This is a genomic window from Marinifilum fragile JCM 15579, from assembly GCF_001310955.1.
GTDB lineage: Bacteria > Bacteroidota > Bacteroidia > Bacteroidales > Marinifilaceae > Marinifilum > Marinifilum fragile.
In genome coordinates this window covers 14,614-38,569 of sequence record NZ_BAZX01000014.1, presented here as the reverse complement: position 1 = coordinate 38,569, position 23,956 = coordinate 14,614, and the positions used below count along the sequence as shown (strand labels likewise).

The window sequence follows — 23,956 nt, the reverse complement described above, 5'->3', positions numbered from 1 at the left end:
GTGCTCTAAATTAATGTTTTTGTCATGATAACATTGTCAATATATTCGCCATCATGTGTTTTTATGAATTTTTCTTGCCTGCCATTCTCTTCAAAACCAAATTTGCGGTACATGTGTAAGCCCGATAGATTGGTACCAAATACCTGTAACCATAAAAGTTCTATATCATCATTCTTTTGGTAGCTATCAATCATTTTCTGAAACAGAAGAGAACCAACGCCATTGTTTTGCCAAGCTTCATGAACACCCATGCCGATGTATCCTGTGTGCTGAAGCATGCTTCTTCGGCTGGATGTTACATCAATATTGCCAATAATTTTACCTTCATATTCCGCAATTAGCAATAAACTGTTTGGAGCAGAATTTAGCTCATTAATCCAGTTTTCAATTTCTGTATCCGACTTATCAAATTCCTCTCTTGTAAAAGGAATGGTAACTCCATTGATATAGGAAAGAATACAATTTCTAAGTGAATGAGCATCCGAAATACTTGCCTCACGAAGTGTAATTTCTTTGCCAGATTTGCTTGTGTGTATAGAAGGCTCGACTTTCATCGTTAGTGTATTATTTTATTCTTTAAAATTCATTTCATTTTTGATTTGAACTCCTTGCTTTGATAATAGTTCGGCAGTCAATCCATTTCCTTTGGTTTTATTTCCCGTAAAGCTGCCATCGTAGATCATTCCAAATCCACAAGATGGACTATTGGCTTTTAAAATGGCTTGTTTGCAATCCAGAATTTTTGCAATCTCGGCTACCTTTTCAGCTCCCAGAAGGAATTGTGCTGTGCAATCAACTCGATCTTTTGTCATCACCTTTAATTGATTGTTCTCTTTCACAATTTCGCAAGGAGTTCGTGGGGTAGACAAGCCTCCTAATTCTTCAGGACACAATGCAATGGCTTTTCCCGATAAAACCAGTTCTTTGATTTCAGCTACCAGGTTGTCATTGCCATCGTATCTGCATTTTACTCCTGCCAAACAGGAACTAACTATGATCATTGATATTGATTTTTATACAAATTGACTTTTGAAATAGAATTCGGCAACGCCGCCACCAATCTTTCTCAAATCCGTGAAAAAATCAGGGTAAGACTTTGCAACACAATCATGATCACCAATTTCGACTGGATATTTGGAATTTAATCCGGCAACAGCTAAAGCCATTGCAATCCTGTGATCGTTATTACTGTTTGTAATGCCGCCAATTAATCTTCCTCCCGGGATTACCATTTCATCGCCTTCAATTCTGATAGGTACAGCAAGTTTTCCAAATTCTTTCTGAAGTACAATACCTCTGTTGCTTTCCTTGTGCTCCAGTCGGTGTACCCCTTTAATTCTTGTATCGCCATTACAATGAACGGCTAAAGCTACCAAAGGAGGGAAAAGATCCGGACAATGAGTTGCATCAAATTCAAAGGCGTTCAATCCTTTCTTTTCAACCGTCAGGCTATTGCCATTCCAATGTAAACTTGCTCCGCATTTTTTCAAAGCATCCAAAATGGCAATGTCGGCCTGGTACGAATATGGATTCAAATTTTCAAGGGTAAGTTTACCTTTCAATGCTCCGGCTACCAGAAGTGGTGCCGCTGAACTCCAATCGGCTTCCACTGTGTATTCTATGGCTTTGTATTGCTGATTTCCTTTGATGGTAAAGCGCTTGTAATTCTCATGACTAATTTCAATCCCAAAATCCTTTAACAAATCAATGGTCATGTTGATATAAGGAATGCTCTTGAGGTTGCTTACCTCCAGAATCGTATCTTCTTTTCTGCAAGGCAATGCCATTAAAAGACCCGTTAAGAACTGAGAACCCAATGCACCATTAATCACAGCTTTATTATTTTTATATCCACCTTCCAACTGGATTGGAAGTAATCCTTTGCCAGGATTTTTACATTCTATGCCCAGTGCTTCCAGTCCTTCAAGAATATTGTGAACCGGACGTTTTAGAATACTTCCACGACCATTAATGCTTACTGGTTCGGGATTTAAAGCCAAAATAGGGGAGAACATTCTTAATGATAATCCTGATTCTCCTACCATTACTGATTTCGGAGCGTTTACTTCATTGCTTTTTACAATGATTTTGTGTCCCAAATCCGTAACATCGGCACCCATTTTTCGAATGATATCTCTTGCTGCTGCTGCATCATCGCATCTGCATGGATTTAGAATGATTGTTTCACCTTTTGCCAAAGCGGCTGCCGCTAATGCTCTTTGCATCATGCTTTTGGAACTGGGAGGAGTGATGCTCCCTTTTACATTTGAATTTTGAATTCGAACTCTCATTGTTTTGTGGTTATTGTATTGGTTTTGGGTCCTTGCAAAGTTGAATGACCTTGCTTTTTAAATCTTCAATTGGAATTGACTTGATGCAAGCTTCTCCAATTTTTGTTAATAAGATAAAGTCAATAGAAGAGCGATTCTTTTTCTTGTCTTTGATCAGAAAATCATTGATGGTTTTCGCTGAAACTTCATGAGTTACTGGTAGCTCAAATTTTCTAAGAAGAGAAAGAACTTCTGAGCTTTCTTCAGTATTCAATCCACACATTTCTTCTGATAATTTTGTGGCTAAAGCCATTCCTACGGATACGGCCTCGCCATGCGTTAAATCAGAATTGTTTTCGATAGCATGACCAATGGTGTGACCAAAATTCAACTTTTTACGCTCACCTCTTTCAAATGGATCGTTGTTTACAACATCAGTTTTGATAGAGACTGCTCTGTAAATCAAATCTTCCATTAGTTCTGGTTCCAACTTCAACAGTGCATCCTTATTGTCTTTCAAAAACTCGAAAAGATCTTTATCCTTAATGAAAGCATGCTTAATCACCTCTCCAAAACCGCTTCTTACTTCGCGTTCAGGCAATGTTTTTAGCAGTTGCGGATCGCAAATTACAAACTGAGGAGGATTGAAAACACCAATCATATTTTTGAGCTTGCCAAAATTGATTCCGTTTTTTCCGCCAACACTTGCATCTACTTGCGATAAAAGGGAAGTAGAGATGAATCCAAACTCTAATCCTCGCATAAAGATAGAAGCAACAAAGCCTGTAACATCACAGACCAATCCGCCACCCATTCCCAATAGGTAGCTGTTTCTATCGGCTCCGGATTCAAGCAATTTTTCTACAATCTTTTCTACCGATGACCAGGTTTTAATCCCTTCGCCACAGCCAATTATGATGTGATCAAAATCATCGATAAAACTTTTGTAATGAGCGTATATATTTTCATCGCAAATTAAAAAGCACTTCTTCTCTGGTAAGTATTTTTTAATGTTAAGATAGGATTCACCAATTAAGATTGTACTGTTCTGATTTTCGATGTGTATGCTTTTCATTTTTTAATAGATGTTAGATTTTAGAGGATAGATATGAGAATTAAATACCTTAACTCTCATATCTAAATTCTTTTATCTCAAGTTACGAATTCATGATGTCTTCCTGCTGGTTGATAGATTCCTGGTGAATTGCTTTGAACAAATTATTAATGAATTGTTCGCTGAATCCTTTTTTCTTACCGTTTTCAAGGCTCTTTTCAAGAATCTGTCCCCAACGTTTATTCTGTAATACTGTAATATTATTCTCTTTTTTGTAATGTCCGATTGTTTTGGCTACCTGCATTCTGTTTTCAAGTAATTCCAAAAGTTTCTGATCGAAATCATCAATCAGGTGTCTCAACTCACCCAATGTATTATTGATTACTTCGTTGTTTGCTTCAGGATCACGAAGTACTAAGTTAGCTAAAAGTTCTTCAAGAGACTTAGGAGTTAGCTGTTGTTTTGCATCACTCCAGGCTTCTTCAGGTTTACAGTGCGATTCAATAATCAAACCTTCGTAGTTCAAGTCCATCGATTTTTGAGTTACTTCTTCCAGGTAAGCTCTGTCACCAGTAATGTGGCTAGGATCACAGAACATAGGTAAATTAGGCAATCTTCTTTTCATCTCAATTGGAATCTGCCACTGAGGATCGTTTCTGTATTTTAACTTTTGGTAAGTTGAGAATCCACGGTGAATTGCAGCCAATTTTGTAATTCCTACTGCACTAAGTCTTTCAATTGCACCAATCCATAATTCCAAATCAGGATTAATTGGATTTTTTACCAACACAGGAATATCTTTACCTCTTAATGCATCAGCAATTTCCTGAACTGCGAAAGGGTTTACAGTGGTTCTTGCGCCAATCCAAAGAATATCAACACCTGCACCAAGAGCCAATTCAACATGTTTTGCGTTGGCAACTTCGGTTGCAGTTAACATTCCTGTTTCTGCTTTAACCTTTTGTAACCAGATTAATCCTTGTGCACCAATTCCTTCGAAACTGTTTGGACGGGTTCTTGGTTTCCAGATACCTGCACGGAAAATAGGAATTCCTGCGGCTTTGATTCCTCTTGCTGTTTCCAACACTTGTTCTTCTGTTTCAGCACTACAAGGACCACCAATAATTAATGGTCTGTCTATATTTTCGATTGGCCAACTACTTAGTTCTGCTATTTCAATTTTTTTGCTCATGCGATTTTGATATTTACTCTTTTTCCGAGTGATTAAAAATTTGGTTTATTTCTTTATACTTATTCCTTTTCAGGCTCTTCTTATTCTTTTTGCGTTCTTGATGGTTTCTGCTTCAGTTCTTTCTTTTTTATCTAAAACTCTGCGAATGTCATTGGCTTCGTTTATTAAATCATCAACTCCACCTAAATCATCGTTTTCAATTCTGTCTTTAAATTCCTGCAGAGTATCAATGTATTTTTGAAGAACCTTTCCAATGTTCTTTTTGTTCTGATGAAAAATTGGAGTCCACATTGCAGCCGAACTTTTTGCCAATCGAACAGTAGAGTCGAAACCACCACTTGCCAATTCAAAAATGTGTTTGTCTTTTTTCTCTTTTTGCAAAACAGTTAGCGACAAGGCGAATGCACTGATATGTGAAAGGTGAGAAACATAGGCAGTTTGTCTGTCGTGTACCTCTGCATCCATGTAAACACATCGCATTTGTAATGTGTGAAACATGTCGCTAATCATGTTAACCGCTTCTTTGTTCGAATCTTCAGGATTACAAATAATAGAGCATTTGCCATCGAACAATCCTGAGTGTGCAGCTTGTGGACCAGAGAATTCGGTACCTGCCATTGGGTGTGCAGGAACATATTGCTTTCTCTTTGGATGATTTGTTATGGATTCTATCAATTGTTCTTTGGTCGATCCTAAATCGGTTACAATCTGCTGATCTACCATGTCCATTATTTGCGGAAGAGATTTAAGACATGCACTTACCGGAATGGCAAGAATTACCAGATGAGATGATTCAACCGCAGTTCTTAAATCCTGTATTTCATCTGCAATACCCAACTTTTTGGCTTGATGTGCATGCATAGGATTATTGTCCACCCCAATCACCTTGTCAGCAAATCCTCTTTGCTTTAAATCCAAAGCAATAGAGCCACCAATTAATCCTAATCCTATAACTGAAACTATCATTTTTTAGTTTTTTCTTGATTTTTCGATACGTTGAATTGCTTCATTGATTACAGATTCGCTGCTGCATAAAGAAATTCTGATGTATCTTTTTCCCTGTTCTCCAAAAATTCCTCCTGGAGTAATAAATACTTTAGCCTGTTTTAAAATCTCATCACTTAATTCGTAACAATCCTTGTATTGATCAGGAATAGATGCCCAAACAAACATTCCACTTTGATCCTGGCTTGGCGTACAATTGATTAGCTTCATTAATGAAAAAACCAATTCTCTTCTGGTTCTGTATACCTGGTTAATTGATTCATACCAGCTTTTATCATGACTTAGTGCTTTAATGGCAGCTTGTTGTACCGGATAGAACATTCCTGAATCCATATTGGTTTTTACTTTTAAAACCGGTTCTAGAAGTTCTTTGCTTCCGCAGATCATTCCAACTCTCCAGCCTGGCATATTGTGCGATTTACTTAATGAATTCAACTCCAGACAACAATCTTTTGCACCTTCAATGTTCATAATGCTCATTGGCTGATCATTCAGGATAAAGCTGTAAGGATTATCATTCACAATCAATATTTTGTGCTTTCTGCCAAATGTAACAATCTTCTTCAACAAATCTTTGCTTGCTCTTGCTCCTGTTGGCATGTGTGGATAATTGATCCACATGATTTTCACCTTTGATAAATCTCCTTTTTCCAGTTCATCAAGATCAGGCTGCCAATTTTGATCTTCGCAAAGCGGATAAGAAATGATTTTACCTCCCAGTAAATTGGTTACCGACCTGTAAGTAGGATAGGATGGATCTGGAATTAAAACTTCGTCACCTTCATTTAAGTAAGCCAAAGAAGTTATCATGATGCCTTCCTTTGATCCCATTAGCGGAAGAACTTCATTATCAGGATTGATATCCACATCAAAATAGGTTTTGTACCAGTTTGAAAATCCTTGGCGCAAGGCAGGAATTCCTTGATAACTCTGATATCCATGACTTTTTGGATGTATACATGCTTCCTTAAGAGAGTTCCATGTGTCTTCGGAAGGAGTTATGTCCGGATCTCCAATCCCAAGGTTTAGAACTTTTACTTCACCCTCGTTCATGCGAGCAATCTCCTTCAGTTTTACTGAGAAGTAGTACTCCTTAATTACCTGGGTTCTGTTAGCTGGTTGAATCATTTCTATGTTTGTTAAAAATTGTGGTTTTGGTTTTGTTCAAAAAAAAATCCTGCTCTTTTCAGGCAGGATCGTTTATACTTTTTACTTGAGTTAATGTATAAGGCATCCCGCCCGATTTGTGTTAAACCAGAAATAATAAAAGTAAAATCGGTATGTAAATGCTCTGTTACTCATGCTTCAATTTATTCATAAAAAAAGGTCTTACCTGTTGGGCAAGACCTTTGATTTATATTCTTCGTATTACTACACATCAATTCTCGCCCTTATCTTATTGGATAAAAGTAAAACCAGAAATAATAAAAGTTAGAAATGTATGTAGATACTGTTTTCATCGCTGTTTTGTGCGTTAATTCTGTGTCAAATGTATGAATTAATTTTTTACTTGCAAATTTAAATTGCTTTACTTAATGAAATGTTAACGTTTGAGTAGGTAAAATTAGATCCCTCTTTTGCCAGTAAAATCAGGTTTTTCAGAGCTTTTTTTAAGAAAATTAAATTTTCTGTTAATATCATTAGATTATGGGGGTGAATTTTGAAAGCAATCGCTTTTTTTAATACTACCCCTTTACAAAGGGGTGTGTCTGAAATAATCTTAGTGTAAAATCTGGATTTTAAAAATTAATAAAAAATATACAATCGCTTTGAAGTGTAATGTTTATAAGGGATACATAGCATTTAAGGGATGAAAAATTAAGAGGTATTGAAAAATTGTATTTGGAATTTGAAAAAATAATTCTTTAGATTTGTAAAGACAAAAAACGAAAAAAATGTTCGGATTGAATAGCAAATATTGGTGGTGGCACAACTGTAATCTCTCAAATACCATGAGCGGAAGTGTCCTCCCTATGTGCTAAAATCAGACGAAAGAAAAGATAAAGCAAGCGGCCTACTGAAACTCAGTAGGCCGTTTTTTTTGTACCAAACTTGGAAAATAACTATTAGTCATGATAAAATTTAAATACCTGAAAAAAGAGATGCTTGCCGATGTGATTACACCAGTGAGTATGTACCTAAAACTTCGAGATCGATTCCCTGGTGCGATTCTATTGGAGAGTTCGGATTATCACAGTCCTGAAAATGCAAGTTCATTTATAGCCTTGGAGCCAATTGCCAGTATTCAGTTAAAGGATGGTGATTTGATTGAGGAAGTTTTTGGAAACAAGCAACATATTGATGCAAGAGGAAAAGGCAAGAGATTTGTTTCGGATCGATTGAAAGCATTTGTAAATCAATTCGATTTGGAAGATAAAGAGAATGTGACCAAGGCCAATGCCTTATTTGGATATACAGCCTATGATGCAGTTCCTTTCTTCGAGGATTTAGAGTTTAATACAAACAAAAAACAGTCAGGAATTCCACAAATGCGCTATTCACTTTATCGCTTTATCATTGAGGTAAACCACTTCAACAATACCTTGAAGATAATTGAGTTGGTGGAGAATGGAAATGAATCCAGAATTCGTGAAGTTTCTGATTTGTTGAGAAACAGAACTTTGCCAGCCTTTACTTTTTCACTGGAAGGACAAGAGCAATCCAATATGGATGACCAGACCTATATGGATATGGTAAGCAAAGGCAAACATCATTGCAGAAGAGGAGATGTTTTTCAGATAGTTTTGTCAAGACAATTTTCACATGATTATAAGGGTGATGATTTTAACTTGTATCGTGCTCTACGATCAATTAATCCATCGCCTTATTTATTCTATTTCGATTATGGATCGTACAGAATTATGGGCTCTTCACCGGAAGCTCAGATCGAAATCAAGAATAAGAAAGCATACATTCATCCAATTGCAGGAACTTTCAAGCGTACGGGTGATTCTGTAAAAGATGCAGCATTAGCCGAGGAATTGCTAAAGGATGAAAAAGAGCAGAGCGAGCATGTGATGTTAGTGGATTTGGCAAGAAACGATTTGAGTCGTGATGCACAAAATATAAAAGTAGAAACCTTCCGCGAGGTACAATACTTCTCGCATGTGATTCATCTGGTGTCGAAAGTGTCAGGAGAATTGCCTGATGATTACAATCCATTCCAGTTGATGGGAGATACTTTTCCTGCAGGAACTTTATCGGGAGCACCAAAATACAGAGCCATGCAATTGATTGATGAATATGAACCAACTGCACGTGGTTTTTATGGTGGTTGTATTGGAGCTTTAGGCTTTAATGGTGAAGTAAACCAAGCCATTATGATTCGTAGTTTCCTGAGTAAGAACAACAGATTGTATTATCAGGCAGGAGCAGGAGTGGTAGAAAAATCGAGTGAAGAGAGTGAATTAAACGAGGTAAGTAACAAGCTGGCAGCTTTGCGTAAAGCAATGGAATTGGCACAAAATATTTAAACGATGAAAATTTTAGTATTAGATAATTACGATTCGTTCACCTATAATTTGGTTGAATATCTTCGAAAGCTGGGAGCTAATGATATTGATGTTTACAGAAACAAAGAAATAGAACTGAAAGATGTAGCCAAATACGATAAGATTTTACTGTCGCCTGGCCCTGGAATTCCTGATGAGGCTGGAATTCTAAAAGACTTGATTAAAGAATATGCAGCTACAAAATCAATCTTGGGTGTTTGTTTGGGAGAGCAGGCCATTGCAGAGGTTTTTGGTGGTAGCATCGAGAATTTGAATAAGGTATATCATGGTGTGGCGACTTCTATTTTTAGAACTGAATCCGATCAAGGAGTTTTAAAAGGAATTGACCAGGAATTTAAGGCAGCAAGATATCACTCATGGAATGTAGTGGAGCAGGATTTGCCTGATTGCCTTGAAATTACTTGTCGTGATTCGGAAGGTGCAATTATGGGAATTCGCCACAAAGTGTATGATGTAGAAGGTGTTCAATTTCATCCTGAATCAGTTTTAACTCCTGAAGGAATGAAGATGATTGAGAATTGGTTGAAAGCTTAAAACCCAAAAGCCAAAAGCCAATTAAAATATCTCAATAGTAAAAATCAAAGATCAAGAAATAAAATGAAAAATATATTACAGCACCTATTCGAACACAAAAGCCTGAAACAAGAGGAAGCCAAGGAGGTTCTGATACAAATTACCAAAGGGGAATTCAATGAATTCCAGATTACTTCTTTTCTAACGGTTTTCATGATGCGTAGTATTACGGTAGAAGAGTTGACAGGTTTTCGTGAGGCATTATTGGAACTTGGAATTCCTGTCGATTTATCGGAATACAATGGAGTTGATTTGTGCGGAACAGGAGGCGATGGAAAAAATACCTTTAATATATCAACCTTAGCATCATTTGTTGTAGCTGGGGCAGGAGAAATGGTTACCAAACATGGGAATTATGGTGTTTCTTCATTAAGTGGTTCTTCAAATGTGATGGAAGAATTGGGTTACCAGTTTAAAAGCAAGGAAGAAGATCTGAAAAGAGATTTGGACAAAGCTGGAATCTGCTTTTTACATGCGCCATTATTCAATCCTGCCATGAAGAATATTGCTCCAATTCGTCGTAACTTGGGAGTGCGAACTTTCTTTAACATGCTGGGTCCTTTAGTGAATCCTTCGAGACCAAAACATCAGATTGTTGGCGTGTTTGATTTGGAATTGGCACGATTGTATCAGTATTTGCTGCAGCAAACCGATTCAAAATATACCATTATTCATGGTGTTGATGGTTACGATGAGGTTTCATTAACCGATAAGGTAAAACTGATTGGAAATGGCATGGAAGAATTGTTGGAACCTGAAGAATTGGGGTATAGAAAACTAGATCCAAGCGAATTGTACGGTGGAGAAAGTGTAGCGCAGGCAGCTAAGATATTTACTGATATCCTAAAAGGAGAAGGAACTGATGCGCAAAATGCTGTGGTGACCAGAAATGCAGGTTTGGCGATTCACTGTTTGCATCCTGAAATTAGCAGGGGTGATGCAATTGCAAGAGCGGTTGAGTCTTTAGAATCTGGGAAAGCATATGAGGTGTTGAAGAAATTAACGAACTAGAGGATGAGTGCAAAAGCAAATATATTAGATCAAATCGTTCAAAAGAAGTTGTCTGAAGTTGCAATTCAGAAGATGAAGCAGCCTATTTACCAGGTGATGAGTGAGGAGAATTTCAAGAGAAAGTGTTATTCTGCCAAGGAGTCGATCACAAAAACAGGTGCTTCTGGTGTGATTGCAGAATTCAAACGTCAATCTCCTTCTAAAGGTGTGATTAACGGCAATGCTACTCCGGACGAGGTGGTTGGAAAGTACCAGCAAGCAGGTGCATCAATGGTTTCGGTCTTGACAGATGAGAGCTTTTTTGGGGCAAAGGCTGAAGATTTTGATAAAGCAAGGAAAACATTGCAAATTCCACTTCTGCGCAAAGAATTCATTGTCGACCCTTACCAGATATACCAATCAAAAGCCATGGGAGCTGATGTAATTCTGCTGATTGCAGCAATTCTAGCGCCACAACGATGCAAAGATTTTGCATTTCTGGCAAAGGAATTGGGTATGGAAGTACTTCTTGAACTGCACGATGAATCGGAACTTGAACATGTAAACAAGTTTGTGGATTTGGTGGGCATTAATAACCGAAACCTAAAGACTTTTTCGGTTGATACCGATAAATCGATTCAACTGGCCAGTAAGTTACCTGAAGATATGATTCGCGTGGCTGAAAGTGGTTTAAGCAGTTCAGGTATCGTGAAAGAAATGAGAGATAAAGGATTTCAGGCATTCCTGATGGGAGAGTATTTTATGAAACAAGAATCCCCAGGAGACGCATGTAACGAATTCATTAAAGAAATATCGTAGGGACACGACATGTCGTGTCCATTAATTAAGTGAGACCTTTCAAAACCCAAAACAATGAAAATCAAAGTTTGTGGATTAAAATATAGCAAGAACATCAAGGAGTTGTTACAGTTGCCAATTGACTACGCGGGATTTATTTTCTATCCAAAATCACCAAGATATGTAGGAGATGAGTTCGATACTGAGATTCCAGCTCTATTTCCCAAAAATACACGTAAAGTTGGGGTTTTTGTAAATGAAGAATTGGATGTTTTATTGGCAACAGGAGAGAAATACAAGTTGAATGCCATGCAGTTGCATGGTGGCGAATCAGCAGAATACTGCCAAAAAGTAAAAGAAGCAGGTTTTGAGGTGATTAAAGCCTTTCAGATGAATGACAACTTTCAATTTGAGAGCTTGGAAGAATATGAAAATATTTGTGATTTTTTCCTATTCGATACCAAAACTGAAAACTACGGTGGTAGCGGCAGAAAATTTAACTGGAAGCTATTGGAAAACTACAAAGGATCGATCCCATTTTTCCTGAGCGGTGGTATCGGAGCTCAAGATGCAGAACAGATTAAGCAATTGTCACATGATAAGTTTTATGCTCTAGATCTGAACTCAGGATTTGAATTACAACCAGCGAAGAAAAATGCAAATCAATTAGAGATCTTCCTAAACAAATTAGAATTGAATACAATGAACAAAGATAAATATGCAGTGGACGAAAGAGGTTACTATGGAGAGTTCGGTGGGGCTTATATTCCTGAATTACTTCGTAAGAATGTTGATGAACTGCAAGAGAATTACCTAAAAATATTGGCTTCAGAGCAATTCAAGAAAGATTATGCTCGTTTATTGGATAACTACGTAGGTCGTCCAACACCATTGACCAAAGCGGGGAATCTATCGAAGAGATATGGAACCAATATCTACCTGAAACGTGAGGATTTAACCCATACGGGAGCTCATAAAATCAACAATACCATTGGGCAAATTCTATTGGCCAAGTATATGGGCAAGAAGAGAATTATTGCCGAAACAGGAGCAGGTCAGCATGGTGTAGCAACTGCTACGGTTTGTGCTTTGTTTGGTTTGGAGTGTGTGGTGTATATGGGAGCATTAGATGTTAAACGACAAGCACCAAATGTAGCTCGTATGAAAATGTTGGGTGCGAAGGTAGTTCCTGCAATCTCTGGAAATCAAACCCTGAAAGATGCCACCAATGAAGCGATTCGTGATTGGATTGCAAACCCGGAATCATTTTACTTGATTGGATCGGTCGTTGGCCCACATCCTTATCCTGATTTGGTAACCCGCTTACAATCGATTATTTCAGAAGAAATTCGTGAGCAGTTGGCAAAAGAAACAGGAAATCCAAATCCGAACTATGTAATTGCATGTGTTGGTGGAGGAAGTAATGCTGCTGGTGCATTTTATCATTACCTGAATGAGAAAGATGTGAATCTGGTAGCAGTTGAAGCCTCTGGATTGGGAGTTGACAGTGGAGAAACTGCAGCAACCATTACCATTGGTGATATCGGTTTTATCCACGGAAGTAAAACCATGCTAATGCAGGATGAGGACGGACAAATTACCGAACCTTATTCCATTTCGGCAGGTTTGGATTACCCTGGAGTTGGGCCATTGCATGCTCATTTGGCTGTTTCGGGAAGAGCGCAATTCCTGTCGGCTACTGATGAAGAGGCACTGAATGCGGCAAAAGTGCTGGCAGAATCAGAAGGCATTATTCCGGCACTTGAATCATCACATGCATTGGCTATTCTGGAAAAAATGCAGTTCAAGAAAGATGATGTAGTGGTGGTCAACCTATCAGGACGTGGCGATAAGGATATGGAAACCTACATGAAACACTTTGCTTAATAACGAATTGAATTTTGTACGGACTCAATACCGTTAAGTACAGACACATTGCTATGCATCTCTACAAAATGTACAGACGCACGGCCGTTTAACTCGGAAAAATGTACAGACGCACGGCAGTGCGTCTCTAACAAATGAAATTATGAACAGAATCGATCAATTATTTCAAAATAAACAAAAGGATATCTTATCAATCTACTTTCCTGCGGGATATCCTAAACTGGAAGATACGCTTCCAACCTTACAACTATTGCAAGATAAAGGTGTCGACTTGGTAGAAATTGGCATCCCTTTTTCTGATCCTTTGGCAGATGGACCAGTAATTCAATCCGCAGCCAAACAGGCTTTGGACAATGGCATGAGCTTGCAGCTTTTGTTTAATCAGCTAAAAGATGTACGAAAAAGCATTACAATACCTTTGATATTAATGGGCTACTGGAATACCGTTTACAAATTTGGGGTAGATGCTTTTCTCACAGAATGCCAAAATGTAGGAATTGATGGGGTGATCTTACCTGATTTGCCTTTGGAGGAGTACCAGGAAGAATACAAAGAAAAATTCGAGGCAGCAGGTGTGCACAATGTCTTGTTGGTAACACCGCAAACTACCGATAAGCGTTTGACCATTATCGAGAAAGCTGCCAGTGGATTTTTATATATGGTTTCTACAGCTGCCACAACGGGTGGGGCATTGCAAGCCAGCAAAGAGCGTGAGGCTTACTTCAAGAAAATTGCAGGTCTTGATATTCCATCATTAATCGGCTTCGGAATACACGACAAAACTAGTTTCCAACATGCAGCCAGCTTTTCAAATGGTGCCATAATTGGAACTGCATTTATTAAGGCATTGGAAAAAGGAAATGCTGCAGAATTTCTGGAATCCTTACAATAAAGAATAACTCCCGTCAGCGTTTTCTACAGCCTGATGGAAGTTTCAAATAGCATTTAAAAATAAAGCCAAGGCAATCCCTTGACTCTAACTATCAACCATTTTATGAATTACCGCACGTGTTTTCTCGTGCGGTATTTTTTTAGAGTAAGTTCCAATTCGTAACACCAAAATTAAAGGGGAATTCGATAGAATAGATGACTATTCAAAAACTTGTACTCCTCTGGTTGTGTACGAAAGACCTTGTTGACCAGAAGTAGAAATCATTACAGCTTCAAATAATGGGGGATTTTTATCATTGTTCATGGCCCAATCAAAAATAAAATTTGCACCTGAACCGCCCTCATTATCCTGTTCTTCAATTATAATTTCTAAGGTTTCGAGCGGTTTTAGATAAATGGGCTTTTTAATGTATTGCCTGATATTCTCACCAATTGTATTGTAATAATTTGCCTTCAAGAGAAAAACAGAATCACGTTCAGATACATTTCGGATGCTTACCGTAGTGGTAAGATCAAATGTTTTGTGTTCGTGATGATGATAGATATGAGAGTAAACAGGAAGGTAAGTTTTTCCATGAAAATACTTCTCATTGCTATCCATCGTAATTTGTTTGCTTTCCCAATTTGCCTGCTTTATAGGGTATTTATTTGAATCATCGTTGCAAGCCGTTACAATCAGGAGTAGAATCAGTATTTCAATTGCTTTTCTCATATTCACAATTATTTATTTTTGGTTAAGTAATTCCAATTTTGAAGATACAGTTTTTTTTGGTGCTGTGTTATGTGATTGGCTTTGTATGTTGATGATTTTCCAAAACGGGAGAGTAGAGGGCGTTTATTTTGTGACTATTTTATAATGCTTTGATTCTATCTGTTTAAGCGTATATATGGGTTCAACGATTTCATTTCCACTTTTGTCAACATATCCATAAGTGCCAACAATCGATTTGACCAATGCCAATCCTTCTTCAATTTCATTAAATCTTCCAATTTTTGAATAATTTGCTGGGATCACTTCTTTACCACTTTTATCAATCATCCCATATTCACCGGTAATCGATTTTACCAATGCCAAATTCCCATTATCTCTGGTGAATTTTTCTATTTTCTTGTAAATCGCAGGAACAATTAGTCTTCCACTTCGGTCTATCATTCCATAAGTGCCGGTAATCGATTTTACTTTTGCCCAATTCTCCTGGTATTCACCATACTCATATACTTTTCTATAGTCTGCTTGAGAATAAACGGTTATTGAGCTTAGAACCAACAATATAAAATTTAATAATTTTTTCATAAATAGTATGTTTTAAGGTCATTTGTTAAAACTACCACACGAGAAGATGTGTTGAGTACATTTATATTTAATAATCATCGAATCTACACATCTTACTCTATCATTCCAAAGAAAGCATTATTGTTTAGTCTGCAAAAGTATAATTTTTAAGCTTTATAAATTATGAATTATATTTTGAGAGAGGATTTTGAATTGGGTGTGAGATCCTGTTTTTGATTGCTGTTTGGAATGGTGTCAGGAAGCTTTGTTTTTGCTTTTTTAGGAATGGCAGAATATTATGAATTTACTTTCGTGTTTAGGGAGGATTAAATGTTAATGTTTGTAAATATTAGAAAAATAGACATGTGAAAAAATAATTCTCAAAAATTAAACTTTGCATAAAAATTAAATTTTTTCGATTTGTCTTAAATGTGCATGAACATTGGATTAGATGTGTAAATTGAACATAGAAAATGATTTTTAATAAATAAAAAATCAATGAAATGGTTTTTTTAGAAATAAATTATTTATAGCTTAGTTGTTGTTATGGTAAAATTGAGACCTGACTCATCTCACTTACTTAAATTTATCTATTTGGGAACGGATTTGTGGAGAGGGATAATATTAATTTTTTAAAAAGTTTTATTATGTCAGATCAACAAGATTTATTAGATCACCTGGAAGAGATCAATGCAGTACCTGAAGAAAATATCAAGTATTGTGACATTCCGTACTGGATTTTTATTGGAGAGGTAGAATCCTTGCATTCTCGTGCCAAGCAAGATTTGCCTATGTTGCTGGCCTTTAATTTCGATGCCACCAAGCTCGAACGTATGCTAAGTCTTACGGGAGCCATGCGTACGGCACAGGCCAATTGGGAAACCAAGCAAACCCTGAAGCAAGTAGCTGTTGAAAATTGGAGAAAAGAGGCTCCGATCATGTATGAACTTCATGACGAACTGATCGATTTTATGGAGTTTGCCTTCCGAAATTATGAAGATTTGCTAAATCGCCTGTCGGCCATTAAAGAAGGTGATTCGAAAGCCGATACCATTCAGGATATGGCAAGTTTAGCAGTATTGGGAAAAGACAATGTTGAATTGCTAACGGCCGTTAATTTTGAAGTGGAAAAATTGGATACAGCAGCCGCAATTGCGGATAGAATGGGAACTCTATTGGGCGAGGTGAATGGTAAAATGTATTTCGAGGATGACATTAAACTGACCCGCGATAGATGCTATACACTCTTGCGTGAGGTAGTAGATGAGGTTCGAAATTACGGGAAGTTTGTATTCCGTAAAAATCATGAAAAGCGCCAGGGATACATCAGCAAATACAAGCGCCAGCGCATGACGGCTTACCGCAAGACCAAAACAGAAGAGGCCAGTCTGTAAACCACTTAAGTATGAAATAATTTTGTGATTTTTTTTATTAATAATTTGTAGTTATAGTTGTGATGGAGAGTAGTAGTACTCTCCATTTTTATTGGTCCGCACAGCGAGAAGTGCTTCCGCACGCAGAGGTACCCCTTCCGCACAGGAGGAATTGCTTCCGCACACCCAGGTACCCTTTCCGCTCGCAAGAAAAGTTGTTCCGCACACCCAGGTACCCCTTCAGCACACAAGGGGAGTGCTTCCGCACGCAGGTTTTCTTCTTCCGCACACCTAGGTACCTCTTCCGCACGCAAGGGAAGTGTTTCCGCACACAAGGGTGATCCTTCCGCACACATAAAGAGATGTTGTTGATCTGTGCGGAAGTACTCAAATTGGTTGCAGAATTAGCGATTTTACTTTAAGGCTTGCAATCTTTGTTTTCGGTAGCTCCGAATTTAATAGCGGAAAGTACTCCATGTGAAGAGGAAAGACTTTACTAATTTTTGACATCAGTTCATTCCAAGTCTTTAGCATGTAAATACTCAATTTCAACTAATAGGTAATTCTAGCTCCAAATAAAACCATTAAATTAGGGTAAACATCAAAAAAGAAAGAAATATGATTTTAGGAGTATCAGAGTGGTTAAGCGAAAAATTAGGCTGGGATGTAACATTTATTAGAGTAGCCTTTGTAGTATCGGTATTGGTTTTCGGAGTGGGGATTGGTTTGTACTTAATTTTGTGGCTGGTAAAAATGTTCTCGAATTAGAGAAAACAAATTTACAATTCTGTACTATAGAAATACAAAAGACATTGTTTATCAGTGTCTTTTTTTTTGTGTAAAAGCGTTTGTGTATAGCATTGATCATCTTACTGTTTAAGAAAAATTAATCTATCAATAGGTAATTTACAAATGAAATAATGTAACTTTTATCAGGAAAATTCATCATTTAGTCGTATAATTGTATCGATTCATCAATTCTAAAGGGTTTTTTACTATTAACATCAGTGGGCCATAAAATAAACATGAACAAGCTGAGTTTATGACTGAAGTTATAGGAAAAAAAGTATTGCTTGTGGAATGAGATTTTCGGTAGAATTAAAATAGATGTAGGGGATAATATCATTTATTCGGTGTAGTAATGATGATTAAAAAAAAATGATCAACTACACTCATGAAATTGAATTTTAGAAAAGATAAAAGCAATATACCATTACGAATAATTAAAAATTAAAAAGAACTATGAAGAAAAATGTATTGTTGATTTTGGCAGCATTTGTGTTTGGAGTGTTTGTTACAGCATGTGACGATTCAACAAGTAAAGATGCTACAGGAAAATTGAAGCTCGAGTTAACTGATGCTCCGTTTCCAACCGACTTGGTAGCCGAGGCAAATGTTACAATCAATAAAATTGAAATTCGTAAAAGCGGCGAATCAGAAGAAAATCCGTTTGTTCTTTTAAGCGAAGAAGAAAGAACGTTTAACTTGCTTACTTTAAGCAATGGGGTAACAGCTAATTTGGTAGATATGGATATTCCGGTTGGTTCTTATGATTTAATCAGATTGTATGTTGACCAAGCTGAAATCGTATTGAAAGATGGTACCAAATATGATTTAAAAGTTCCAAGTGGAGCACAAACTGGTATTAAAATTTTCATTGATCCATCTGTTGAGGTTGCTGGCGGTTTAACTGCTGAATTGTTATTGGATTTCAATGTAAGCAAATCTTTTGTTGTACAGGGTAATATGAATACTCCTGCAGGAATTAAAGGATTCATTTTTAAGCCTACCATTAAAGCTTCTAACATGTCTACTGCAGGTAGATTGGTTGGTACTGTATTTAATGCTGAGCAAGTAGGAATTGAAGGTGTTGAGGTAGCGATTATTGCTGCTGATACTGTTTATACTACTTCATTTACGGGTGAGAATGGTGAATATGCTGTTTTGGGTATTGATGCAGGTACTTATAATGTTGAGTATGCCAAAGAAGGTTTTGAGTCTGCTCTTGTAGAAGGTATTGTTATTACTGCTGCTAATCAAACAGTGCAGGATGCAACTCTACAAGCTGTAGTGGAAGATACCACAGGTGGTACCGAAGGTGAATAAAATTTAGGGTCGAATAATAAGTCAAAATCCCCGTCAGGAATTTCCTTTCCTGATGGGGATTTTTATTTGAAAGTCTTGAATAGTTGAAATGTATGGGATTACATGCATGTAGTAATACTAATTGTGAAAATTGGAACTTTTAAGATTTAATCACAGCCAATGTAACATCGAACAAAGCATGGCATAAGCAATACCAATTGCCAAGTTAATTAGTCTAAAAGTGCGGCAATTCATGCCAAGACGAATCATATTCCAATTCATATAAAATAACAAAGGAGCTGCTAATATTTTAAGAATGTTAATGTAAGGACCACCTATCATCTCATACATTTGTTGTAGTTCTACCGGGTTATAAGTAAATGGTCTGGTATTAAAAATAAAGGAATAAAATAGTAATAGATAAATGATGATTTGGGAAATTCCAGCACCCAGATGCCTTCGTTTTGGAAATACGGTTCGCCTGCGATTCATGAACCAAATTAGCAAAACCACTCCTGAAGCATAGGCTGTTATCCCAAAGTAATGAACAAAAACCAGAATCAGTTCTTCATAAGATAAGTAATGGTTGATATAAACCCCATTTTTTATATTTAAAATGCTACTCCAGAATGTTCCAAACAAAATGATAAATCCAATTGAAAGACCAGTATAAAATCTTGTTCTTCCAATTATATTGATACTTAATACTTCTTTAAACTGTATTGATTGAATGTTAGTTTGATATTCATTACTCATACATAGGAATGTTGTTAGGTTCAAGTTATTTGTATTCTTGGTATATATGTCAAGCATCTTTGAGATGCTAGACATGTTTATAGAACTTACAGGATTTTATAAGGATTTGGCCCTATAGGCGGCGAATTATACCGGATCAATATGTGTTTAAACATTTGAATTCTATGGATTCTTTATCCTTGTATTAGGAGTTTCATCACAAGATGAATATGATCTTATTGGTTTGTAGTTTTTTCATATTTGATCATATCACCTTCCTCAATGCCAAACTTATCGCAAAATCCTCCAATCACCTCAACTACATATTTTGCCTTTTTAACGGATGGGATGTTTTGTTCCGATAAAGGCACGGCACGTTCATGAATTCGTACAATTTCAAAATTGCTGTTCACGTAGATGATATCCAAAGAAATATAAGTTTCTTTCATCCAGAAATTCTGTGCTTCTTCATTGTCCATAATGAACAACATTCCTTGCTGATCGCTCATGGAGTAACGATACATTAATCCTTGGGCTGTTTCGGCTAAACCTTCCGCAATTTCAAGATCTATGGTTCTGATTGTTGAATTGTCCTGCTTGCTAATAAAGGATAGTTCTCCTTCTTTTGTGAAAGGAATTTCTATTTTATGATTGCTTTCATCTGAAGATTGTTTGGAAAAATTTGGTTGTACCGCCAAGAAAACTAAAGCGATTCCTATTGTGATGAGAGCAATAATTTGGAATGATGAAGTTTTCCTTTTTGCTGATTTTCTTTTTCTATTCTTTTTGTTTGCTTGTTTCATAGTGTAAAATTCGTTATTTCTTATCAAGCATTCCTGCTGTGTTAATAAAGTTCTCTGCTTTTTCTTGTTCCTTTTTAGTGACAAGGCTTACAATAATAAATATTAGGGCCGAACCAATCATTCCATACGCAGCCTGTTGCACTGAGGCAATTTCCCAGGCGGTTGGCAAGTCAACACCAAGCGCAACCAACAGATTGTAAGTTGAAAATACCAATCCAAAGATAATGGAAAGGGTAGCGGCCATAGAATTTCCTTTTTTCCAGATAAAGGCTAATACCAATGGCACGAAAGCTCCTGTAGCTAGAAAATCGGAACCAATCCATGTGATTTTTAGGATAGAGCGAATTTCGATGGCAATTAGTAAGCCAAGTACAGCAATTACCAGTGTAGCAATTTTTCCTACCCATACCATTTCGTGGTTTTGGGCGCTTGGCTTGAATCGGTTCTTAAAAACATCAACACTTAAAACCAAGGCACCGGTATTGATCATGGAATCCATGGTTGACATGATGGCTGAGCAAAGACCTACAAATAGCAATGCAGCCAAACCCAAGGGCATATAATCTTGGATTATGGCAGGCACAATTCCTCCTTCGGGAACCGATTCATATATACCCAGACTAAGCATACCAGTTAAGGTCACCATTAAATACAATGGAATAAATACAACGAATGCCAAACCCATCATTTTCCTGGCATCGGTAGGTTGTTTTGCAGCTGAGATTCTTTGCCAGATATTGGCCTGTATCATCCATGAGCATCCAAAAGTGATGATAAACACAAAGTTGTTCGATAAATTGTGGAAGAAAGAAAAGAACTCAGGTTTGTTTCTGCTTAAGGCGATTTCCTGCACTTTTTCGAATCCACCCGAATGATTGTACGCAAATATGAAAAGCACAACGGCTGCTATTAACAGAAATACAAACTGAATGATATCGGTAACTACAACACCTTTAAATCCGCCAAAGAAAGAATAAAGCACTACAATGCCAGTTCCGATGAATGCTGCAAGCTTATAATCTATATCGAAAAAGGATTGGAAAAATTTCCCGATAACAACCGCCTGTGTGGCTACGCCCAAAATCATGAATATCAAAATGAGAATAGATAGGAGCAAGGCAACCGTTTTGTTGTAGCGCATCTCCATGATTTGTGGTTGTGTTATGGTTCCAATTTTTCGAATGGCTTTCGAAAACAGGTACATCAGAAAGGTGGAAAAAAGAACAGGCATGCCATAAATCCAGAAGGAGGAAAGGCCTTGATTGAATCCATGATCGACCAAATCGATGGAAGAACCACCTCCCCACCAGGATGCAATGAATGTGATTGCCAATGCCCAAAAGGGTAGTTGACGACCGGCTAAAAAATAATCTTCGGTATCTTTACTTGCCTTCGATCGCAAAACAATAAACATGATTCCTGCGAAATAAGCAATCAATAGAAGTATTGAAATATTTTGAAGTTGATTCATATTTGCATTTTAAAATTAATAATGCTGTTTGCCGCAACATTTCTTAAATTTCAATCCGCTTCCGCAAGGGCAAGGATTGTTTCTGCTGATACTTTGTTTGGCACGAAGCAATTTTCTTTGCGACATATTCTGATTGAAAATTTCTTCCAACAATTTATAAAGCTCTGGGTGTGCACTCTCCAATAGTTTAGGTCTTTCGAAAAAGTACTCGCTGATTACTGCAAAAAACTCTGCTTTATTGGTTGCTCCATAAGGGTTGATGTCTGATCTTTCTTCGTAGATTTCTTCAATTTTCTTACTGATTAAGTCCAGCCAGGGAATGGAGTACTGCTTTTCCATCAATATAGACGGAAGGCCATCAATCTTGCCATCCATTTTATCGATAAGGTGTACAAATTCGTGAATAGCCGTGTTTTTCTTATCCGATTCGTTCGAGAATCCATGCAGCAAAGCTGGTTTTGAAAGAATCATTTTGCCTTCCATATAACCAGACCCAACCATGCCCAATATTCTGGCATCTTCACCTTGTGTTTCAAATTGGTCGTTAAAGCTGTTGGGGTAAAGCAGCACCTCAAACAGGTTGGTGTATTTCCAATTGGGAAATTCGAACACTGGAATTATGGCACTGGCTGCAACCAAAACTCTATCGGTATCGTCAACTTCGGTATGAATTCCGGTAATTCTACAATTCAATAAGAACTCTTGAACCTTATACTCAAATCTTGTTTTTTCTTCAGCCGTAAGGCTATTGTAGAAACTAACTTTTTGAGTCAGAATATTTCTCCAATTGTTTGGAAAAGGTTTTTTTGGCGATATCCAGTTTTTGTTGGACCATAATCTTTTAAACAGAAGATAGGCCAATATGCCTATAGAGAGGATTGCAATGTACTTCATGAAAAATGATTTTCTTACTAGTCGAATGGACTGTTGATAAAATAAAAAACTAAAGATAATAAAGTATGCTGAATATGATTATTCCATTCGATATCGTGCGAATGATCCAAATTCTTAGATAAATCCACTAAAAGAGCCAGCGAATTTGATGATTATTTTTGAAATCCTGCTAAATTTGTAGCTTGTATAATCTCAAAACGTTTATGGAGTACATCGAATATATTGAAAGAGAGAGTGGAGAAGTAAAAAAAGAAGTAGTGCCTGGTGAGGGTATGCTTAAATGGCTTTATGGATCTTTCTTTGGAAAAGCTTCGTTGCATGTACTTGTAAAAAGAAAAGTGGTTTCGGCTGTTGGAGGTAGATTTATGAATAGCCGATTGTCAAAGGGACAAATCAAGCGTTTTGTGAAAAAAAATGGAATAGATCTTTCCATTTATCATGAACCTGACAAGAAATCGTATAAACATTTTAACGATTTTTTCTATCGTAAAATCCAAGATCAACAGCGCCCTATTGGCGATGCTATAGTTTCTCCTGCGGATGGAAAAATTCTTGTATTCCCTTCGCTTAACGATGTAGACTCCTTCTTTATAAAGGGATCTGAATTTTCGGTGAAAAGCTTTTTAGGTGACGACAAGTTAGCAGATCAGTATACAGATGGGGCAATGGCTATTGTTCGATTGGCTCCGGCAGATTACCATCGTTATCATTTTCCAGCAGGAGGAATAGTTACAGAATCAAAAAAAATTAAAGGAAAGTATTTTTCGGTTTCGCCTTTGGCTTTAAAGAAGAGTTTGGAAATATTTTGTCAGAATCAAAGAGCTTATAGTATTCTAAAAACAAAGGAATATGGCGATATTTTGATTTCTGAGGTTGGAGCAACTATGGTAGGTAGTATTATTCAAACCTACGAGAAAGATACATTTGTAGAGAAGGGAAGTGAGAAAGGGTATTTTGCTTTTGGTGGATCTACAGTTGTTTTGTTTTTCGAGAAAGACAAAATTGTTTTCGATGAAGATATTGTTGAGAATACTCGACATGGCTACGAAACCTCAATAAAAATGGGCGAAAATATTGCCAGAAAACATCAATAATTAGAGCTTTGTTTTGAAGCCGTATCACCATTATAAGTAGATTAACTTGTAGTGGA

The 23,956-nt window shown here is 37.0% G+C and carries 23 protein-coding genes; 10 read left to right on the top strand and 13 right to left on the bottom strand.

Annotation, left to right across the window (positions count from 1 at the left end; translation table 11 throughout):
• Nucleotides 1-5: 5 nt before the first annotated feature.
• The 7 genes from JCM15579_RS11570 to JCM15579_RS11540 form a co-directional block, all read right to left on the bottom strand.
• Entirely contained in the window at nucleotides 6-554 is a 549-nt protein-coding gene (locus tag JCM15579_RS11570) for a GNAT family N-acetyltransferase (RefSeq protein ID WP_054720253.1), read from the bottom strand.
• A 15-nt stretch (nucleotides 555-569) separates the two neighbouring features.
• Nucleotides 570-1,001, bottom strand: a complete 432-nt coding sequence (locus tag JCM15579_RS11565) for a 2-thiouracil desulfurase family protein (RefSeq protein ID WP_054720252.1) — start codon at nucleotides 999-1,001, stop codon at nucleotides 570-572.
• A 12-nt stretch (nucleotides 1,002-1,013) separates the two neighbouring features.
• Nucleotides 1,014-2,291: a 3-phosphoshikimate 1-carboxyvinyltransferase gene (aroA, locus tag JCM15579_RS11560; RefSeq protein ID WP_054720250.1), complete on the bottom strand. Its 1,278-nt coding sequence runs from the start codon at nucleotides 2,289-2,291 to the stop codon at nucleotides 1,014-1,016.
• A gap of 10 nt (nucleotides 2,292-2,301) precedes the next feature.
• The gene (aroB, locus tag JCM15579_RS11555; RefSeq protein WP_054720248.1) at nucleotides 2,302-3,345 is read right to left on the bottom strand and encodes a 3-dehydroquinate synthase; all 1,044 of its coding nucleotides are present in this window, start codon (nucleotides 3,343-3,345) and stop codon (nucleotides 2,302-2,304) included.
• An 82-nt stretch (nucleotides 3,346-3,427) separates the two neighbouring features.
• A complete protein-coding gene (locus JCM15579_RS11550) occupies nucleotides 3,428-4,516 on the bottom strand; it encodes a bifunctional 3-deoxy-7-phosphoheptulonate synthase/chorismate mutase type II (RefSeq protein WP_054720246.1) in 1,089 nt (362 codons plus the stop codon).
• A 69-nt stretch (nucleotides 4,517-4,585) separates the two neighbouring features.
• Entirely contained in the window at nucleotides 4,586-5,482 is an 897-nt protein-coding gene (locus JCM15579_RS11545; protein ID WP_054720245.1) for a prephenate dehydrogenase, read from the bottom strand.
• A gap of 3 nt (nucleotides 5,483-5,485) precedes the next feature.
• Complete coding sequence (locus JCM15579_RS11540) at nucleotides 5,486-6,649, bottom strand: pyridoxal phosphate-dependent aminotransferase (protein WP_054720243.1); 1,164 nt, start codon at nucleotides 6,647-6,649, stop codon at nucleotides 5,486-5,488.
• A 944-nt stretch (nucleotides 6,650-7,593) separates the two neighbouring features.
• Between JCM15579_RS11540 and JCM15579_RS11535 the strand changes: the two genes are divergently transcribed.
• The 6 genes from JCM15579_RS11535 (at nucleotide 7,594) to trpA (ending at nucleotide 14,173) form a co-directional block, all read left to right on the top strand.
• On the top strand, nucleotides 7,594-8,994 hold the full coding sequence (locus JCM15579_RS11535) for an anthranilate synthase component I family protein (protein ID WP_054720241.1): 1,401 nt from the start codon (nucleotides 7,594-7,596) through the stop codon (nucleotides 8,992-8,994).
• 3 nt (nucleotides 8,995-8,997) lie between these two features.
• The gene (locus JCM15579_RS11530; protein ID WP_054720239.1) at nucleotides 8,998-9,567 is read left to right on the top strand and encodes an anthranilate synthase component II; all 570 of its coding nucleotides are present in this window, start codon (nucleotides 8,998-9,000) and stop codon (nucleotides 9,565-9,567) included.
• A 63-nt stretch (nucleotides 9,568-9,630) separates the two neighbouring features.
• Nucleotides 9,631-10,617, top strand: coding sequence for an anthranilate phosphoribosyltransferase (trpD, locus tag JCM15579_RS11525; protein WP_054720237.1), 987 nt, complete (start codon nucleotides 9,631-9,633; stop codon nucleotides 10,615-10,617).
• A gap of 3 nt (nucleotides 10,618-10,620) precedes the next feature.
• Nucleotides 10,621-11,415 (top strand): indole-3-glycerol phosphate synthase TrpC, encoded by a 795-nt coding sequence (trpC, locus tag JCM15579_RS11520; protein ID WP_054720236.1) that lies wholly within the window; start codon nucleotides 10,621-10,623, stop codon nucleotides 11,413-11,415.
• A gap of 54 nt (nucleotides 11,416-11,469) precedes the next feature.
• Complete coding sequence (locus JCM15579_RS11515) at nucleotides 11,470-13,281, top strand: bifunctional phosphoribosylanthranilate isomerase/tryptophan synthase subunit beta (protein WP_083464653.1); 1,812 nt, start codon at nucleotides 11,470-11,472, stop codon at nucleotides 13,279-13,281.
• A gap of 142 nt (nucleotides 13,282-13,423) precedes the next feature.
• Nucleotides 13,424-14,173 carry a tryptophan synthase subunit alpha gene (gene trpA, locus JCM15579_RS11510; RefSeq protein ID WP_054720233.1) on the top strand — a complete coding sequence of 250 codons (750 nt, stop codon included), beginning with the start codon at nucleotides 13,424-13,426 and terminating at the stop codon, nucleotides 14,171-14,173.
• A gap of 198 nt (nucleotides 14,174-14,371) precedes the next feature.
• On the opposite strand, the gene JCM15579_RS11505 is transcribed toward trpA, so the two are convergent.
• Nucleotides 14,372-14,884 carry a DUF3124 domain-containing protein gene (locus JCM15579_RS11505; RefSeq protein WP_054720231.1) on the bottom strand — a complete coding sequence of 171 codons (513 nt, stop codon included), beginning with the start codon at nucleotides 14,882-14,884 and terminating at the stop codon, nucleotides 14,372-14,374.
• A gap of 123 nt (nucleotides 14,885-15,007) precedes the next feature.
• A complete protein-coding gene (locus tag JCM15579_RS11500; RefSeq protein WP_054720228.1) occupies nucleotides 15,008-15,466 on the bottom strand; it encodes a WG repeat-containing protein in 459 nt (152 codons plus the stop codon).
• A 626-nt stretch (nucleotides 15,467-16,092) separates the two neighbouring features.
• Here JCM15579_RS11500 and JCM15579_RS11495 point away from each other — a divergent pair.
• The 3 genes from JCM15579_RS11495 (at nucleotide 16,093) to JCM15579_RS11485 (ending at nucleotide 18,924) form a co-directional block, all read left to right on the top strand.
• Nucleotides 16,093-16,839, top strand: coding sequence for a hypothetical protein (locus tag JCM15579_RS11495; protein WP_054720227.1), 747 nt, complete (start codon nucleotides 16,093-16,095; stop codon nucleotides 16,837-16,839).
• 597 nt (nucleotides 16,840-17,436) lie between these two features.
• Nucleotides 17,437-17,586, top strand: a complete 150-nt coding sequence (locus JCM15579_RS20050; RefSeq protein WP_083464652.1) for a PspC domain-containing protein — start codon at nucleotides 17,437-17,439, stop codon at nucleotides 17,584-17,586.
• Between the two features lie 474 nt (nucleotides 17,587-18,060).
• Nucleotides 18,061-18,924 carry a DUF4382 domain-containing protein gene (locus JCM15579_RS11485; protein WP_054720221.1) on the top strand — a complete coding sequence of 288 codons (864 nt, stop codon included), beginning with the start codon at nucleotides 18,061-18,063 and terminating at the stop codon, nucleotides 18,922-18,924.
• A gap of 150 nt (nucleotides 18,925-19,074) precedes the next feature.
• On the opposite strand, the gene JCM15579_RS11480 is transcribed toward JCM15579_RS11485, so the two are convergent.
• The 4 genes from JCM15579_RS11480 to JCM15579_RS11465 form a co-directional block, all read right to left on the bottom strand.
• A complete protein-coding gene (locus JCM15579_RS11480) occupies nucleotides 19,075-19,659 on the bottom strand; it encodes a hypothetical protein (RefSeq protein WP_054720218.1) in 585 nt (194 codons plus the stop codon).
• A gap of 215 nt (nucleotides 19,660-19,874) precedes the next feature.
• A complete protein-coding gene (locus JCM15579_RS11475; protein WP_157471444.1) occupies nucleotides 19,875-20,441 on the bottom strand; it encodes a DUF192 domain-containing protein in 567 nt (188 codons plus the stop codon).
• Between the two features lie 13 nt (nucleotides 20,442-20,454).
• Entirely contained in the window at nucleotides 20,455-21,912 is a 1,458-nt protein-coding gene (locus JCM15579_RS11470; RefSeq protein ID WP_054720212.1) for a sodium:solute symporter family protein, read from the bottom strand.
• A 15-nt stretch (nucleotides 21,913-21,927) separates the two neighbouring features.
• Entirely contained in the window at nucleotides 21,928-22,806 is an 879-nt protein-coding gene (locus JCM15579_RS11465; protein ID WP_054720209.1) for a zinc-dependent peptidase, read from the bottom strand.
• Nucleotides 22,807-23,009: 203 nt separating this feature from the next.
• On the opposite strand from JCM15579_RS11465, the gene JCM15579_RS11460 reads away from it, so the two are divergent.
• The gene (locus JCM15579_RS11460) at nucleotides 23,010-23,900 is read left to right on the top strand and encodes a phosphatidylserine decarboxylase (protein ID WP_054720206.1); all 891 of its coding nucleotides are present in this window, start codon (nucleotides 23,010-23,012) and stop codon (nucleotides 23,898-23,900) included.
• Nucleotides 23,901-23,956: the final 56 nt, after the last annotated feature.